Source organism: Modicisalibacter coralii (assembly GCF_004117855.1).
Taxonomy (GTDB): domain Bacteria; phylum Pseudomonadota; class Gammaproteobacteria; order Pseudomonadales; family Halomonadaceae; genus Modicisalibacter; species Modicisalibacter coralii.
Genome location: NZ_QWBW01000018.1, coordinates 86227 through 103257 on the forward strand (window position 1 = coordinate 86227; position 17031 = coordinate 103257).

Here is a 17031-nt window from a genome sequence, read left to right on the forward strand (position 1 = left end):
GGCTGGCCATACCAGCATTCGCAGAGATCGCCAGCGTCGACAATGGCAAAAGTCTCATGACGTGGCTAGAGAAACGTCGAGCCGACCTCGCAACCACTCCCATTGTCGGCGATCACTTACAAAAGCAATGGCAAATGTCTTACACGCTTGACCGGCGCTGCAAGAAGGGGGTAAAGAGCACTGGAAAGCAAGGAACTTCATGGTTAAATTGATGTCCTTTCCTGCAACCTCATTGACACTCCGGGTATCTTGGAGGCAGCAAGCCGTAACGCACCTTTCGGCCTGCGACTTATAACCTTCTGTCGCTCAAGGCTTTTCCATTCGACCCACGGACATCCGAGAAAGGCAAGAGTTTTTTTACACGCCTGTCAAAACCCCTCCAAATGGGGCAGCGGAAACGACAGGATATCCATTGAAACGACAATGATTTTTAGTAACCTACGCTGAAATAACCGCTCATCATACGCTATCACTAGAGGTAAGCATGCTCAATTCCATCGTTGCGAAAGCCCGTGAATCCTTCTCGTCCCTCAAGGCAGACGCCCAGAAATTCAAGAACGACAGCTTCCTGAATGCAGCCATGGCAGCCAGTGCCATGATCACCGTTGCCGATGGCACCATCAGCCGCGAGGAAAAGCAGAAGGCGATCGCCTTCGTGCGCGCCCACGATGCGCTCAGTGTCTTCGACCCCAGCGAAGTTGCCAAGCGTTTCAAGAATTATCTGGATGCCTTGGACGCCGACAATCCCGACACGGATGTCGATATCGCCGAAATCACCGCCATGAGCGACATCGGCAAGGTCAGGAAAAATCCGGACCAGGCACGCATGGTGGTACGCCTGGCAATCGCCATCGGCGGCGCGGACGGCGACTTCGATGCTCAGGAGCAGGCTCAAGCCTCCAAGATCGCCAAGGAGCTGGGTCTCGATCCGGCAGAATTCGGCCTGTAAAGAGACGCTCACTACATGGACTTTGGCTTTCCCGTCGAGGCGGTCGTCATTCTGGCGATCGCCGTCGTGGCATCGGTGTGGCTCGACCTGTTCTCGCATCGCAATGCCGAAGAAGTCACCTTCAAGAACGCCGCCGCCTGGTCGGTCTTCTGGATCGCCCTGGCATTGGCCTTCTATGGCTATCTGAACCTTCGCTATTCGCCGGAAGCCGCGAGCCTTTTCCTGTCGGGTTATGTGCTCGAAAAAGCACTTTCGATCGATAACATGATGGTATTCGTGGCAATCTTCGCGAGCTTCAACATCAAGGGGATCCTCCAGCACCGGATCCTTTACTACGGCATTGCTGGCGCCTTGGTCTTCCGCGCCATCTTCGTCGCCGCGGGCACTGCAGTGTTCGGCCTTTCCCACTGGATCGAAGTCTTGTTCGCCGCCATCGTCCTGTGGACCGGTGTCAAGATGTTCATCGGCAGCGCCGATGACGAGGCGTCCGAGGATTACTCCGATCACTGGTCCGTTCGGTTGACTCGCCGTATCGTGCCGGTGATCCCACGACTGGTCGGCAAGCATTTCCTGGTGCGCAAGGACAAGGCTTATGAGGTCGCCGAACGGGAAGGCTTCGAGCTGCCAAAGCGGGCGGCCTTCTATGCCACCCCAATGCTGCTGTGTCTGATGTGCATCGAGATCTCCGACATCATCTTCAGCTTTGACAGCGTACCGGCCATCATTGCCGTCACGCAGGAGCCCTTCCTCGTCTACGCCTCGGTGATCTTCGCGATCCTCGGGCTGCGTAACCTCTACTTCATGCTGGCCGCCGCCGCCAAGTATCTCGTCTACCTGGAGAAGGCTGTCGCGCTGGTACTGGTGTTTATCGCCGCGAAGCTGGCAAGCTCGGCGCTGGGCATCTACCACATCGACCATCAGGTCAGTCTGTTCGTGGTGCTGGCATTGATCCTCGGAGGCGTCCTGATAAGCCTGGTGTTTCCGGCCAAGGAAGAGAGCGTTAGCAACAACAACTAGGTATCCGATGCCCCCTTCGGGGGGCATTGGCAAGTACCCGACGGGTATTTGCCAGTGCCTCTTTGCCAGGTGCTATCCCGTTTATCGCACTAAAGGAGCGTTACATGATCGATCTGAGCAAGGGCAGCCGCATCAACCTGTCCAAGGAAGCCCCCGGCGCCACGAAATTCACCCTCGGCATGGGCTGGGACACTCGCATCACGGATGGCGCCGACTTCGACCTGGACGCCTCTGCACTCCTGCTGGACGCCAATGATCAGCCCGTCGGCGGCACCAGTTCCCTGGTGTTCTACGGCCAGCTTGCGTCACCGTGCGGCGGCGTCGCTTCTTCCGGCGACAACCGCACCGGCGAAGGCGACGGCGATGATGAGACCATCACGGTCGACCTGACCCAGCTCAATGCCGACATCGCGAAGATCGTGCTTGTCGTTACCATCCACGAAGCGGATGCCCGCGGCCAGAACTTCGGCATGGTCAATAACGCTTTCGTACGCATCCTCAAGGATGGTAACGACGAGCCGGTCGCACGCTACGACCTATCCGAAGACTACTCCACCGAAACCGCGGTCATCTTCGGTGAACTGTACAAGAAGGATGGTGACTGGCGCTTCGCTGCCAAGGGCGATGGCTTCGCCGGTGGCTTGGCCGCCTTCCTCAAAGGCTACGGCCTCCAGTAATTTTTCATCCGGCCAGGGACGATCCTGGCCGACTTCAATCAATGACGACTCGGGAAACGTGACGAATGGCTATTTCTCTTTCCAAAGGCGGCAACATCTCGCTGAGCAAGGAAGCCCCGGGGATCAAGAAGATCCGCATCGGGCTGGGATGGGATGCCCGTGTCACCACGGGGCAGGACTTCGACCTCGATGCCAGCATTTTTCTGACCAATAGCGAAGGCAAGTGTCGCCAAGATCAGGACTTCATCTTCTACAACAACCTGAAATCCACCGACGGTTCGGTGGAGCACATGGGTGACAACCGCACCGGCGCAGGCGACGGCGATGACGAAGTCATCAAGGTCGACCTCGAGAAGGTCCCGTCAGACGTCGACAAGATCGCCGTTACCGTCACCATCCATGACGCTCAATCGCGTGGACAAAACTTCGGCCAGGTCGAGAATGCCTTTGCCCGCGTCATCAACGACGAGAGCGATCAAGAGATCGTGCGTTATGACTTGTCCGAAGACTACTCGGTGGAAGACGCAATGATCTTCTGCGAAGTCTATCGCAACAACGGTGAGTGGAAGTTCCGTGCCATCGGCCAGGGCTTCAGTGGCGGTCTCGCCGACTTGGCATCCAAGTACGGTTTGAATGCTTCCTGAATCGACACTCGGGTGGGGGCTTTTCTTGCCCCTACCCTTTGAGCTGGAGAAGACGGCATGTCGATGAAAGCCAAGCTTCGAGCCGATCTGATCGGTGCGGGCGAAGGGGCCTTCTGGTTAGTGATAACCTGGCTCGTGACTTGGGGAATGATGGTGCATAACGACTGGCTTTATCTGCTGGCGTTCGGCTTGTCGGTTCTGGCCGGCGGCGTATGCTTCCTGCATCGACGTTCGGCGATCACCATGGGGCGTTATCGTGTCAGGGTCGGTCGCACGGAGATGTGGTGGCACCTGCTGGTAATTCCGGTGCTGTTGGCACTGGTGATCTGGACCATTCTGGAAAGCCTGTTCGGCGGGATCGACGATGCCCGCTACAAGCTGGTACTTCTGGCCAGCTTGAGCACCGCCGGCTGGGTGGTTTACTGCCTGACCAACATCTTGAAGCGGGTTTTCCAGAGTTTCCGGAACAACCGGAAAAGACCGGCATGAGTACGCAGAACATGATCCACGGTATTCAGGCGGGTCGTCTGACACTAGAACTCACCGACAATGGTCACCGACTCGACGAACTCCTCGCGTTCGCCTCGCGTCTCAACCCTCGCCGGGGGTACCTGTTCGTGTCGCGCGTCCTGGGCAAACACATTCCGGTTCGCCCGACAAAGATGGATGCCATTCATGCCGAACTCGCAGAATCCATTCGTCTACTCGGTGACACAGCCTATGTGGTGGGCATGGCCGAGACCGCCGTGGGCCTTGGCGCCGGCATCGCTCGTCACCTGGGAGACTTGCATACGCATAGCGTCTTCCACCACACCACGCGATTTCTGGTACCCGACCCCTGGATACGTATCCGGGAGGCACATTCGCATGCCGATACCATGCACATGGCACGGCTTTCCAGCGAGGCCGCACTAGCCATCGAGGGCACCCGGGATCTGGTACTGGTCGACGACGAGATATCGACCGGTTTGACCCTGGCGCAACTTGCCAGCACATTGCTCGCCCAGCCCGAGCTGGCCCACGTCAAACGGCTGCACATCGTCTCGCTGGTGAGCTGGTTGACCGACGCTGCCCGGTCCCGGCTGTTGGCGGCATTGCCGAGACACGTCGATGTCGACTTCGTGCAGTTGATGGCCGGCACGTTCGACTTCTCGCCGGATCCCACCTACCAGGCGAGCTTGCCGGGCGATGTCGACACCGACTTCTGCGATGTCTTGCTGACCTCCAGCGAGTCGCCTGATACTCCCCGCCCCCTTGAACGAGAAGGCCTTTACGGCAAGATTCTCACCGCGACGCCCCTGGCCCCCTCACGGGAAATAGAACTGCACCGGAGACTCGACCCTAGCCGACCCCATGTGGTCTATGGCATGGGCGAGTTTCTCGATGCCCCTTTCCGGCTGGCCCTGGATCTCGAGAAGCAAGGCATGGATGTCCTTTTCCAAAGCTCGACACGTTCACCGATCGCACTCGGCGACGCCGTGACATCCCGCCTTGAGCACCCTGCTCCCGGTAATAATGGCAAGACCCACTTCTTGTACAACGCCCCATTACGCCATACCCCCCTGGCCTTCGACGGCATCGGCCGTCCGGCATTGAGCCAGGCACTCGAAGCAGCTCACCGGCGTCTCGCCGGGCAAGCCGATGGAGTCATGGCATGAGCGGGGGCCGACTTATTCTGCTGACCGATCTGGACGACACACTGTTTACCAGTGAGCGGTCCCTGCCCGATACGGCGACCGGGGTAAACCTGGCGGCCGTCGATGGCCAGGGGCGACCACTATCCTTCCAGACCCATCAACAGCACACGCTGTGGCGATTGCTCGCGGAATCGGCAGACCTCATCGTTCCGGTGACCGGTCGAACCAGCTATGCACTGGAACGTGTTGCACTGCCATTCCGGGGGGGCTATGCCGTGGTCAGCCATGGTGCACTGGTCACCCAAAACGGGCGGGTACACCCAGCATGGCGGGCACGCCTGGCGCCTCGACTCGACGAGGCGCGAAGCGTCCTTGCTCGGGCTCATGCCGCACTGCAAGCAACTCTGCCAAGTGCCTATCCGGCACTGGACGTTTCACTGCGCCTGCTCGAGGATCTCGAGGTGCCTGTGTATCTATCAATCAAGGCATCCGGAACGCTGCCCGATGAGGCACATGACCTGTGCGCACGCATCGCCCGGGAGCATGGGCTGAATCTCCACGCCAATCGGCGCAATGCCGCTCTGCGCCCACCCTATACCTGCAAGGCCGAGGCCTGCCGCTTCCTGCTCGACGAGGTCGTTCAGCGCCAGCCCGAGGATACCGTGATAACCCTCGGTGACAGCCTATCGGATCTGCGTTTCATGACCCGGGGAGACATGGCCTTGATACCCACGCAGAGTCAAATCTGGAACCAGCTGAAGGATATCGCACAATGACTGCGGCCGCGCTCGCCCCTCTGCATGGCTCCTATCTGCCGGATGACTGCCAGTTCCTGCTGACCCCGATCGAGGCGGACTACCTTACCATCGAGGAAAAAGAGCGCCGAATCCAGTCGGGCCAGGCTCACTACAGCGAGATGATTCATCGCGAGTCAGCGCCCAGCCCTCGCTACCTGGCACTGTTCGAGACGCTCTGCGAGCGCTATGCGCCTCGCCTCGCCAATGAAGTTCGTCAGCTCGCAAGCCAGATCGTCGCTGACCTGGGACACAGCGACACGCCACTCGTCCTGGTGAGTCTGGTGCGGGCAGGAACACCGGCCGGCGCCCTTCTGCGCCGCGCGCTGATCAACCATGAACATCAGGCCTGCCATCATTACAGTGTCTCGATAATCCGCGACCGCGGCATCGATAGCATCGCGATGGATTATCTGCTGGACGATGTCGGCGTCGACCCCCGACGTGTCGTCTTCGTCGATGCCTGGACAGCCAAGGGTGTCATCACTCGCGAGCTTCGTCAGGACATAGCCCGCTACAACGACACGCGCCGAGCCAGGAACAAGGACACCATCGTTCCGCGGCTGGCGGTGATCTCGGACATTGGCGGCACTGCCGACTACGCGGCAACCTGCGAGGATTACGCGATCCCCTCCGGCATACTCAATGCCACCGTGTCGGGTCTCGTTTCGCGCTCGGTGCTCAATCATCGAGTGCCGGCCGGTGCCTTCCACGGCTGCGTGGTGTACCACGAACTCGCCGAACACGACCGTAGCCAAGCCTTCATCGAGCATGTCGCTGCGCATCTGGTCACACCGAGCCCAGCGGTCGCCCCTCCGTCGGACGCCGACCGGACCCGCCAGCAGGCCCTGATGCAGGCAATGCTCGACCGGATCCAGCGCGACTACGCGGTCCATGATATCAACCACATCAAGCCGGGCATCGCCGAAGCCACGCGGGTGATGCTGCGCCGTGTACCGGCCTTGTTGATGGTGCGCGACCCGGCGCATCCCGATGTCGAGCATCTTCTGCTGCTTGCCGAGGAAAAGGGCGTGGCAATCGAGGTACGCCCCGACATGCCTTTTCATGCCTGCTCACTGATCCAGGCCCTGGTTCATCAGGAGGCGCCATGATGACCTGCCCTCGCTATGGCGATATGGGCGCCTCCCTCTATGTACCGGCGACCCACAAGTCGCTCGAGAGCATTCTTGCCGATGGCTGTCATGGCGCACGGTCACTGATCCTGTGCACCGAGGATGCCGTGGCAGCCGATGCGGTGGCCTGGGCCGTTCGCCGCTTGATCCGAACGCTGCAGGCCGCTCCCGCCCAGGTAACATTTCTACGTTTCGTGCGGCCACGCAATCCGTTCGTGCTTCGCCAGTTGATAGAAGTGCCCGAGGCCCTGGCACGCCTCGATGGCGTGGTGATCCCCAAATTCGACGATACCTCGGCCCCAGAGTGGCACGACGTGCTCGAGCGTTGCCCCCAGTTGCCCGTCATGCCAACCCTCGAAACCCCCTCGCTATTTCGCGAGGACACCGCCTTGGCGACACTCGAGGCCGTCCAGAGCCTACGCAACCCGGTGATCGCGCTGCGTATCGGCGCCAACGATCTACTGGGCGCCATCGGTCTCAAGCGCCAACCAGGTCAAACGGTCTACGAAACGCCGCTGCGCTCGACACTGGAACGCCTGATCACGCTGTTCCGACCGGCGGGTTATGAACTAGCCGCGCCGGTCTGCGACCTGATCGGCGAGACGGAGACGCTCTCCCGTGAAGTCGCCCAGGACATCGCCTGGGGCTTCTATTCCAAGACCTGCGTACATCCCTCCCAGCTGGCAGTGATCGAAGAGCATTTTGCCCAGGCCTTGAGACGTCAGAAACAACAGGCCCACGCCTTGCTCAACAGCCACGATGCCGTTTTTCAGGATGCCGGCCAGATGCTGGAGCAAGCCTGCCACAGTCACTGGGCAAGGCGTATCGCCACCCTGCAGTCCACTTCATAGCCCAATAACGCGAGAGAACCGAGATGATCAACCTTACCAAGCCCGACGAAACGGCAACGATCGACCTGAGCAAGGGAAGTTCCGACATCGTGGTCCGCGCCCAATGGGTCGACAATGGCGATGGCGACGATGGCAACGACGACCTCGACCTGCGCTGCTCGATCCTGCATCCGGGTGACAAGATGTACTTGGTGGACGGCGAATATCGCGGCTCGCTTCAGGAACCGCCGTTCGCCCATCACCACGGCGACGTCCAGAGTGCCAGCGTCGACATGCCCGGCGAAGAGGTGATCACCGTGGCGCGTGATATCGCCAAGCGGGCCGGCGGCCCCGTGGCTTTGTGCTTCAGCGTCTACTCGGCGCTGAACAATGGCGCGGTCTCGGTCGCCTCCCTACGCCCGCAAATGAAGATGAGCTGTGGCAACGATGAGGTCGTTTGCAGCTTCGATTTCAACCAGGGACCCGGCGCCAACAATCCCAACATCTACACCTATGTCATCGGCTACGCGATTGTCACCGAGGACGAAGTCATCCTTGCGCCATCCGGCAAGACCTCGAAGCCAGGTCAAGAAGAAACACCGTGGATCTTCTGGAAGAATGACTCTATCGATATCGATATTGTCGGTCCAGCCGTCTTCAAGGGTGCCCAGACCAAACACTCCGAAAAGTACAACAAGCAAGCCAATATTTCGTACCGTTTCGTGAATGTTCCCGCAACACCGAAAAAGAAAGGCCTGCTAGGCGGCCTATTCGGCTAACGAGAGCAAGCCGGGCCGAGGCCGCTCGGCGTTTTCCGTCGTAATAGCAGTACACTCATTCATAGGAAGGAAATCGTATGGCTATCAGTCTGTCCAAGGGGCAACGTATCAGCCTGGAAAAACAGGATGGCGGCACGCTCGACTATATCGAGATCGGTGTTAACTGGGGGGCCATCGAGAAGAAAGGTTTCTTCGGCGGCAAGAAGCACGTCGCGGTCGACCTGGATGCCTCAGTAGGCCTGTTCGATGCGCAGGGTAATCTGGTCGATACGGTCTTTTTCCAGAAGCTCACTTCGTCATGCGGCTCGATCAAGCACAGCGGCGACGACCGAGTCGGTGATACGGGTGGCGACGATGGCCAAGACAACGAAGTCATTCAGATCGACCTCAAGAGCGTCCCGGCCAACGTCGACAAGCTGGCGCTGGTTCTGAACTCATTCTCGATGCAGAACTTCGGCGAGATTCCCTTCGCAGGCATCCGTATCCACGACGGAAAAGCTGGCAAGGGCAACATCTTCGCGACCTTCGACGTCGCGAATGACCCCTCCTTCTCGGGCCGTGTAAGCATGATCATGGGCAGCGTATACCGTCACGAAAACACTTGGAAGTTTCGATCCATCGGCGCCGCCATCCCCGAGAAGCGGCTGCAGGATTCTCTAGCCGCCTTCGCTCGTGATTACGCAAACTGAATCCTTCACTCAAGGAGTGGCGGGTCCACCAAGCGCTCAGTCGCACCGCCCGATATCGAGGATGCCGGTGTTGCCCGGCTATCGACTCGCCGGCGGACCTCGTGACTGACTGAGCGAGGCAGTGCCGCTAAACCAAGGCTGGCGGCACCGCCGCCGGGCCGTGGCGACATGCTATGCCCCGCGACACAACCTGGGCATACCGGAAACTTAAGAACGCGTTTTCAAACCCTGATGATGATGGGCATCGGGGGCAAGGCGAAGCGAGGGTCCTTTGCCATGGATGGCAAAGGTAGCGCCCAGGGATGGGTTTACAGCGCCCTCGCAACGGTCCGACGCCTCGGGCCTTGCCACCGAGGAAGCCCATCCCGTCCATCGGTTATGAAAGCAACTCTAAAGCCCTCCCGAACGCGGCCGGGTCAAAACCGGGCATCGGCTGGAAAACTGTCCATCAGGCTTCCTGATGGGCAGTTTTCGCTATATCGCCGGCGAACTTCGCGAGTAGGCACCGCAGCCTGGCCATCATAACGGCCCTTCAGTCGCGATCAGAACGCTTCCCATGCCTCCGTGGTACTGTTTCCGAGCTTCCGGCGCTCGGGCACGGCAGGAACAGGGGCTCGAGCCGGCTCGGACGCCGGAGAGGGGGGCGCGACCACGTACTGATCGCTGGTGCGGAATTTTGCGATCATCCCGGCCAGCGTTTCGGCCTGTCCCTTCAGGGACGCCGCGGCCTGACTCGTTTCATCCACCAGCGAGGCGTTCTGCTGCGTCGCCGAGTCCAGTTGGGTCAGGGCGATGTTGATCTGCTCGATGCCACTGTTCTGTTCACGGGTGGCAATCGAGATCTCCTTCATCAGATTGGACACCTGCCTGATCGCGGCCACCGAGGACTCGATCGTCTCGCCGCTGCGCTTGGCCTGCTCGACGCCGCCCGCAATGTCCCGGACCGTGGTCTCGACCATCTCGCGAATGCTCTTCGCCGATTCCGCACTACGACTCGCCAGTGAACGGACCTCCTGGGCGACCACGGCAAAACCCCGTCCCTGCTCACCGGCGCGAGCCGCTTCGACCGAGGCGTTCAAGGCGAGAATATTGGTCTGGAAGGCAATCGAGTCGATGATCTCCACGACGGCGTTGACCTGCCTGGAACTCTCGGCGATCGCCTCCATCAGTTGCGTGGTGCGTTTTACCTCGACGCCCCCCACCTCGGCGGCATCCGCCGCGTCACCGGACAGCCGGTCCGCCTCCTGAGCGGAATCCGTGTTCTGGCGAACCGTCGACGCCATCTCCTCCATGCTCGAAGCGGTCTCCTGGAGCGCGGCCGCCTGAGCCTCCGTCCGCGAGGCCAGGTCCTGGCTGCCCAGGGCGATCTCGTTGGAACCGGTGAACACGCTCTCGCTACTGCGACGAAGTTCCCGAACCAGCCCGCTCAGGTTGTCCTGCATGTCGTCCAGCGCCGCGAACAGCACCGAGATCTCATCGCGTCCATCGCGGTCGATGTGCGACGTCAGATCCCCATCGGCAACGCGCTGCGCGACGCCGACGGCACGATGCAGGGGTCGGGAGATACTCAGGGTAATCACGTAGGCCAACACCACCGCCAGCATGAGCGCGATCGCGGCGAACATCACCAGCGACCAGAGCGAGATCCGGTACTGCTGATCGATCTGCCCCCTGGCGAGAGCCACCCGCTCCGATACCGCCACGTCGATCTTCTCCGCCAGGTCCTCGAGGCGATAGATGGCATCCTTGTACTGGCTGAAGGCCCGATTGGCCTGCGCCGTCTCCCGGATTTCGCCGCTGACGATCCGTTCATGCACGGAGCGGAAACCCGCTGCATAAGCTTCCAGCGCCTTTTCGGCATCACCGTAGAGGGTCTGTATCGCTTCCTGACGAGCCAAGCGCCCCCCTTCCTCGAGCGCGGCCGCCAGGGCCTGCCGCGACGCCTCCCACTTGCCGAAATAGGCATCGGACTTCTCGGCATCCGCAATGTTGATGAAGGTATCCTTCTCGAATCGGCGCTCTTCGAGTGCCAGCGTCTGGATCGTCGCCGCGTTGTTGCCCAACGCGATGTCCTCGTTGAGCGTTTTATCCGTTATGGCCTTTATCGAGTAGAGCCCGAGGGATCCGGTGGCGAAGGTCCCGAGCAGCAATGCCAGAACGGCGCCAAAGGCAATTCCCAACCGAGTGCCTATCTTGAAACGTGAAAGCATGTGCCACTCCTCAGTGGTTGTCGTTTCGCGGTTGTGAGGAGTATCGGTATCGGGCGGGGCTTCTGAAACAGGAAAACGGCTTTTCAACGCGGCTTTTGCAATGTTTCACAAAGTCGACTTAGCCAGACATCCGTCGAGCGAATCCGACATAGCCATAGGCACTGCACTTCTGGAACCGTGAGCGGGAAAGGAACAACAGGGTGGGAAAGGAACGGACGGGGGCGCTCGAGGTGAGCCGCGATCTTCCGCAAGATTCGCAGCGCATTGAAAGAAGGGCGGCGGAATTGCCGCCAACCCTCTGTTTTCACTGGTGCCGACGAGTGGACTCGAACCACCGACCTACGCATTACGAGTGCGTTGCTCTACCAGCTGAGCTACGTCGGCGCGGGTTGAATGTTACTGGCTCGTCAATGAAACGACAAGCACCGGTGATCAGGCTTCGTCGTCGCCTTCACGGCGCAATTCCTCGGCGAGGTTGCGCAGGTACCCAGGCGTCACCGACGACATGCCCGCCTCGCTCATGGCATTCGCCAACCGGAGATAGGCATCCGCATCGCTGAGGGCGAGCTTGGCCTCTTCCAGGTCGAGCTCCGTCATCACACTACACTCTCCTTGGCTGCCCTGACGTGACCACGATGCGTCGCTGCGCCATCGAGGGGCGTCAAAGATGCCACACTTTTGCCTCTACTCAAATGCCGAACCAACGATTGCCGACGTCGCACCGCATATTCCGTAGCACGCTTCCTGGCACGATGAGACGCGCAAAAGAAAGCCCCGCAGGGGGTACGGGGCCAAACGTTGAGGGTCGCTCGCGGGCATCCTTGGCGATCATGACTCCTGTCGTGAACGTGCCTTGCCTGCCCCGCCGGCCATCCATGGCCTGAGCGTCCTTGCTTGCCTGGACAATCGTCCTGATTGCCGCTTACCCAAAGCCTAGACAACAAAACCTTTCTGTACAAGTTTTGAGTAACTTTTTTCTTCCCACGCCACTCAGTGCTTGATCAGCGTCCCGTCATCGTCGTACAGCGGGTAGCTGCCTTCCGCGTCGTGATCTTCCGGACCGACCAGCGACGGAGTGAATACGCAAAGCACCGTCATGCCCTTCTCGCTGCTGAGAATGTGCTTCTGGTGCTTGTCGAGGGCGTACATGACACCGGGCTTGAGGTCCCATTTGCCGCCTTCGGTCAGGTCCTCGATCTGGCCCTCGCCCTCGATGCAGATCACCGATTCCTTGTGGTTCTTGTACCACATGTGCAGGGCCTCGCCGGGCTTGATGTAGGTCTCGTGCAACGAGTGACCCATGCCATCGGCGCGCAACGTGTAGCGGCGACTGATGAACTTGTCCTCGTCGACGGCGGTCTGCTCGGCATCCTTATGGTCACGAACGATCATCGAATGCTCCTCCTTGCTTTCGATCGATAAATGAAAGGCGTCTTTGGCTGCTCGCCGGCAGGAGGACACCCGGCTCCTGCCATGCTAGGGCACGGTGGCATCTCACCGATGCGCCCCGCTGCAACCGCGCGGCAATCAACCGTACTGGGCCGGATCGGGCACCGCCGGATGGCGCGCCGGGTGTGCTTCCATGTAGGCGTGACAGGCGCGCAATACGCGAACGTCGTCGAACTTGCCGCCCGCCAGCTGGAACCCCACCGGCAGCCCGGAGGCGGTGAACCCGCAGGGGATCGACGCCGCCGGTTGCTGACTGAGGTTGAAGGGATAGGAGAACGGTGCCCACTCCTCCCAGTCGCGCATGTTGCTGCCTGGCGGTACCTCATGATTGATCTCGAAGGGTTCGAGCGGCACCGATGGTGTCATCAGCAGATGATAGTCCTGATTGAAGTGCTCGAGCTGCTCGGCCAGACGGGCGCGATCGGCCTGCGCGCGGAACAACTCGACAGCGCTCCATGACTCGGCATGCCGAGCATTGGCGACCAGGCCGGGATCGAGCTGCTGACGCTGCTTCTCGCTGCACTGCGACCACAGCTCCAGCGAGGCGGTGAACCATAGCTTGCGGAAGATATCGATCGGCGATTCGAAGCCGGGCTCGATCTCGACGATCTCGGCACCGAGTTCCTCGAGACGCTGGGCCGCTTCACGGACGCGCTCGGCAATCTGCGGATCGACATCGGCATAGCCCAGCGTCGGCGAGTAGGCAATGCGCAGCCCGCGCAGGTCCTGATCGAGATCGGCTCCCCAATCTTCCGGCTGGCCACGTGTCGCGTAGGGGTCACGGTAGTCGTAACGGCCGATCACGTTGAGCATGCGCACGGAATCCCGCACAGTGCGTGTCAGCGGGCCGATATGCGACAGCGAGGGTTCCTGGGCCGGTGGCCACTGCGGCGTCCAGCCGAAGGTCGGCTTGAACCCGAAAACCCCGGTAAAGGCGGCAGGAATGCGAATCGAGCCGCCCGAGTCGCCACCCTGGTGCAAGACGCCCATGTTGAGCGAGGCCGCCGCGGCGGCGCCGCCCGAGGAGCCGCCAGGGGTCAGACGGGTATCCCACGGATTGCAGGTAGCCCCGTAGACGCGATTGTCGGTGACCGCCTTCCAGCCGAATTCGGGGGTGTTGGTCTTGCCCAGCAGTACGGCACCGGCCTCGCGCAGCCGGGCCGCCGGGGGGGCATCCGACTCGCAGAGCGTATCCGGCACCGTGAGCGAGCCCTCTCGGGCCGGCATGCCGGCGACATTGGTCAGGTCCTTCAGCGAAGCCGGCACGCCATCGATATCACTCAATGGCTGGCCCTGGCCCCAGCGACGAGCCGAGGCACGGGCTGCCTTTTCGGCGCCCTCCCGGTCCACGTGGACATAGGCATTGACCTTGTCGTTGAAGCGGTCGATGCGATCCAGCGCGGCGCGGGTCACCTCCAGCGGGGAGGCCTTCCCCGTGCGAAAGAGTTCGACCAGACTGCCGGCGTCCATCGTGCCTAGATCCGTGTCACTCACGTCATCCTCCCTGAATTGCGTGGTTGATACCTGAATAAACGTAGCGGAACGGGCTGCGGAGAACCAACCCTGGGGGCCTGGGCCACATCCGCCTTGCCTTGTCGACTACGACACTGCCAATGAGTTCGCCGATTGCGGCGCGTGATCTTTCGTGTCGGACCTCCCTTTTGGACGGCGGCTCTAGTAAATTCAGAGCCTCGCTCGCAAAACCAGGCGGATATCGCTGTGCAACAGCCAAGCTTCCTTCACCCCCGATACTGACGACACAAGGATGTGGACATGCAGGAACCGGTAAGCTGTGTCACCAAGAACCTCGGTCATCACGTCAATCTGCGCGACTCCGACATCGCCTTGCTCAAGGACCTGGAGAAGGACCCGCGTCAGGTCGAGAAAGGCACGGTGCTCTGGGAAGCCCAGGACACGCCCACCCAGCTCTATACCCTGCGCTCCGGCTGGGCCTATGCCTTCCACTGCTCCGAGAACGGCGCCCAGCAGGTCATCGACATCTTCCTCCCCGGCGACGTCATGGGTCTGCGCGACGCCACCTCGGTGACCCACTACACGACCGCGACGATGCTCACCGACGGCGTTATCTGCCCGTTTCCCACCGTGCGTCTCGAGGACCTGTTCACCAAGTCGCCGCGACTGGCGCTCGGTCTGCACGCCTCGGCCGCACGTCAGCAGGGAGTGATCACGGAGCGCCTGGTGAACGTGCTCAGTAACGATGCCTGCTCGCGCCTTGGCCACTTTGCGCTGGAAATCTATTACCGTCTCACTCGCATCGGGGAGGCCACCGGCAACGCGTTCATGATGCCGCTGACACAGCGCCAACTGGCCATGCTGCTGGGCATGAGTGAAGTCCATGTCAGCCGCACCATGAGTGAGCTGGCCGATCGCGGACTGATCACCCGCCAGCGCCAGAGCTTCTTGATCAACGACCTGGAGACACTCTCCAAGATTTCCGATTTTCGACCCGAGAAATTCACGGATCGCATCAACCCGTGCCTGTCCCACCTGTTCCAGTAGCGGTGACGACGAAGGGCGGCAAGCAGCGACGCCACCCTTCGCCCCTGCCCCCTATGAACGATGTCACCCAACATTACTAACAGATCGGAGCGGGTCGTTTATTCAACACAGGTTAATTCACGACGAATCGGAGCAATATCCGGGCCTCGACAAGGCCAGCTGATAGCCGAATCTCCCTAGGTGACATCGACAACCAGGCGGCTTGTGGCGATAAAGGCAAACACCGCCCAGGCGTCTCGGCAGGCGCAAAGCCAAGAATATTTCGGGAGGCTGCGGGCAAGGATCAGTAACATTTTCCTGCTTGCCGAACCCGGTAAACCTTGCCACGGTGTCAATATCACAGAGGATGTGATGAGAACCCACGGATCGCCATACGGGATCCGTCTTTACGCCGTGCCGTTCGGGTTCGAACACATCACCACTCCCGGCCGGCAGCGCACAAGGAGTCGTGCCATGCCTGCACAGGAACGCTACATGGCCAGGAACATCGGCCATCACCTCAGTCTTTCGAAACGCGATCACGCCCTGCTCGCCGAGCTCGAGGCCAGTCCTCGACCGGTTGCCAAGGGCACGGTGCTCTGGGAATCGCGAACCACCCCGGATCAGCTCTACACCCTTTGCGAAGGCTGGGCCTACACCAGCCAGTGCTCGGCGGACGGATCGCGCCAGATTCTCGATCTCTTTCTACCCGGCGACATCATGGGGCTGCGCGATCTCACCTACCATGATCACTCGACGACGGCGGTGATGTTGACCGACGGCGTGGTCAGTCCCTTCCCGATCGACCGGCTTCCCAGATTGATGCGCCGCTCCGCCAGGCTGGCCTGGGCCTTGCAGGCCTCCGCCGCACGGCAGGAGGGCTTGATCACCCAGCGCATGGTCAACGTCCTGAGTCACGATGCCGCGTCGCGTATTGCCCACTTCGTCCTCGAGGTACACCACCGCTTGCAGCGCATCGAAGAAACCTCGGGCGACAGTTTCGACCTGCCGCTGTTGCAGCGGCAGTTCAGCATGCTGCTGGGCATGAGTTCCGTCCACGTCAGCCGCACACTGGTGGAAATGGCCAATCGAGGACTGATACAGCGATCGAGACGCAATATCCGCCTGCTCGATTTTGAGGCTCTCAATCGCATGGCGGACTTCGACCCGAACACCCTCAACGACAACCTCAACCCGCATATCCCGCTGACTGCTGGATAGGTCGTCATTGTCAATGTGTCACGACGGACAACGCTAGAAGTACACCAGAAAGGCGTCGCAGAAACGAGGCGACCGGCCCTCGAGGCCGGTCAGCAGGCACATGCTCGGGTGCGAAGGTTGGTGCTGCACGTGCAGGGCAGAGAATGTCAGGCTCGTGTAACGAAACGATGACAAGCAGGTCGTCAACGTGATCTAACAACTCCCGTAAGCGATCCAACAACCCCATCTGTACCGGCCTGACTCAGGCCGGTAGGGTGTCCTTCCACTGCCAGGGAAGCAGTACGTCGGGGTCGTCCTCGTCGCCGAGGGTCGGCAGCGTCTCGAACACGAACTGCAGGTACTCGTAGGGCGAGAGACCGTTGACCTTGGCCGTCTCGATCAGGCTGTAGATTGCCGCGCTGGCCTGGGCCCCGCTCGGTGTGTGGCTGAACAGCCAGTTCTTGCGGCCCACCACGAAGGGGCGGATGGCGTTCTCCGCCGGGTTGTTGTCCAGCGGGATCACC

At 60.6% G+C, this 17031-nt stretch carries 18 protein-coding genes and 1 tRNA gene; 13 read left to right on the forward strand and 6 right to left on the reverse strand.

Annotated elements, in window-relative coordinates; all coding sequences use genetic code 11:
- The first annotated feature begins 484 nt into the window (after positions 1-484).
- From D0901_RS11585 to D0901_RS11630, 11 genes are all read left to right on the forward strand, one after another.
- Positions 485-949 (forward strand): tellurite resistance TerB family protein, encoded by a 465-nt coding sequence (locus D0901_RS11585; RefSeq protein ID WP_129140463.1) that lies wholly within the window; start codon positions 485-487, stop codon positions 947-949.
- A gap of 15 nt (positions 950-964) precedes the next feature.
- Positions 965-1966 carry a TerC/Alx family metal homeostasis membrane protein gene (locus D0901_RS11590; RefSeq protein WP_129140464.1) on the forward strand — a complete coding sequence of 334 codons (1002 nt, stop codon included), beginning with the start codon at positions 965-967 and terminating at the stop codon, positions 1964-1966.
- A gap of 104 nt (positions 1967-2070) precedes the next feature.
- Positions 2071-2643, forward strand: a complete 573-nt coding sequence (locus D0901_RS11595; protein ID WP_129140465.1) for a TerD family protein — start codon at positions 2071-2073, stop codon at positions 2641-2643.
- Positions 2644-2708: 65 nt separating this feature from the next.
- Positions 2709-3287, forward strand: coding sequence for a TerD family protein (locus tag D0901_RS11600; RefSeq protein WP_129140466.1), 579 nt, complete (start codon positions 2709-2711; stop codon positions 3285-3287).
- Between the two features lie 57 nt (positions 3288-3344).
- The gene (locus D0901_RS20905; protein ID WP_162500862.1) at positions 3345-3776 is read left to right on the forward strand and encodes a hypothetical protein; all 432 of its coding nucleotides are present in this window, start codon (positions 3345-3347) and stop codon (positions 3774-3776) included.
- On the forward strand, positions 3773-4945 hold the full coding sequence (locus D0901_RS11605) for a phosphoribosyltransferase domain-containing protein (RefSeq protein WP_162500863.1): 1173 nt from the start codon (positions 3773-3775) through the stop codon (positions 4943-4945). Before D0901_RS20905 ends, D0901_RS11605 begins: the two co-directional genes overlap by 4 nt.
- Positions 4942-5700, forward strand: coding sequence for an HAD family hydrolase (locus tag D0901_RS11610; protein WP_129140468.1), 759 nt, complete (start codon positions 4942-4944; stop codon positions 5698-5700). Before D0901_RS11605 ends, D0901_RS11610 begins: the two co-directional genes overlap by 4 nt.
- Complete coding sequence (locus tag D0901_RS11615; protein ID WP_129140469.1) at positions 5697-6830, forward strand: cysteine protease StiP family protein; 1134 nt, start codon at positions 5697-5699, stop codon at positions 6828-6830. Before D0901_RS11610 ends, D0901_RS11615 begins: the two co-directional genes overlap by 4 nt.
- A complete protein-coding gene (locus D0901_RS11620) occupies positions 6827-7702 on the forward strand; it encodes an aldolase/citrate lyase family protein (RefSeq protein ID WP_129140470.1) in 876 nt (291 codons plus the stop codon). Before D0901_RS11615 ends, D0901_RS11620 begins: the two co-directional genes overlap by 4 nt.
- Before the next feature lie 23 nt (positions 7703-7725).
- A complete protein-coding gene (locus tag D0901_RS11625; protein ID WP_129140471.1) occupies positions 7726-8460 on the forward strand; it encodes a hypothetical protein in 735 nt (244 codons plus the stop codon).
- Between the two features lie 77 nt (positions 8461-8537).
- Positions 8538-9149 carry a TerD family protein gene (locus D0901_RS11630; RefSeq protein ID WP_129140472.1) on the forward strand — a complete coding sequence of 204 codons (612 nt, stop codon included), beginning with the start codon at positions 8538-8540 and terminating at the stop codon, positions 9147-9149.
- 542 nt (positions 9150-9691) lie between these two features.
- Here the strand turns inward: D0901_RS11630 and D0901_RS21270 are convergent.
- From D0901_RS21270 to D0901_RS11650, 5 genes are all read right to left on the reverse strand, one after another.
- Positions 9692-11359 carry a methyl-accepting chemotaxis protein gene (locus D0901_RS21270; protein WP_233440409.1) on the reverse strand — a complete coding sequence of 556 codons (1668 nt, stop codon included), beginning with the start codon at positions 11357-11359 and terminating at the stop codon, positions 9692-9694.
- A gap of 308 nt (positions 11360-11667) precedes the next feature.
- Positions 11668-11743, reverse strand: a tRNA-Thr gene (locus D0901_RS11640).
- A gap of 48 nt (positions 11744-11791) precedes the next feature.
- On the reverse strand, positions 11792-11956 hold the full coding sequence (locus tag D0901_RS20910) for a hypothetical protein (protein ID WP_162500864.1): 165 nt from the start codon (positions 11954-11956) through the stop codon (positions 11792-11794).
- 393 nt (positions 11957-12349) lie between these two features.
- Positions 12350-12751: an ectoine synthase gene (locus D0901_RS11645; RefSeq protein ID WP_129140473.1), complete on the reverse strand. Its 402-nt coding sequence runs from the start codon at positions 12749-12751 to the stop codon at positions 12350-12352.
- 135 nt (positions 12752-12886) lie between these two features.
- Positions 12887-14302, reverse strand: a complete 1416-nt coding sequence (locus tag D0901_RS11650) for an amidase (protein ID WP_203234858.1) — start codon at positions 14300-14302, stop codon at positions 12887-12889.
- Positions 14303-14581: 279 nt separating this feature from the next.
- On the opposite strand from D0901_RS11650, the gene D0901_RS11655 reads away from it, so the two are divergent.
- Both D0901_RS11655 and D0901_RS11660 read left to right on the forward strand, forming a co-directional pair.
- Complete coding sequence (locus tag D0901_RS11655; RefSeq protein WP_129140474.1) at positions 14582-15328, forward strand: Crp/Fnr family transcriptional regulator; 747 nt, start codon at positions 14582-14584, stop codon at positions 15326-15328.
- A gap of 453 nt (positions 15329-15781) precedes the next feature.
- Complete coding sequence (locus D0901_RS11660; protein ID WP_162500865.1) at positions 15782-16528, forward strand: Crp/Fnr family transcriptional regulator; 747 nt, start codon at positions 15782-15784, stop codon at positions 16526-16528.
- A 241-nt stretch (positions 16529-16769) separates the two neighbouring features.
- Here the strand turns inward: D0901_RS11660 and D0901_RS11665 are convergent.
- A partial coding sequence (locus D0901_RS11665; protein WP_162500866.1) for a transposase domain-containing protein occupies positions 16770-17031 on the reverse strand: 262 nt, incomplete at its 5' end.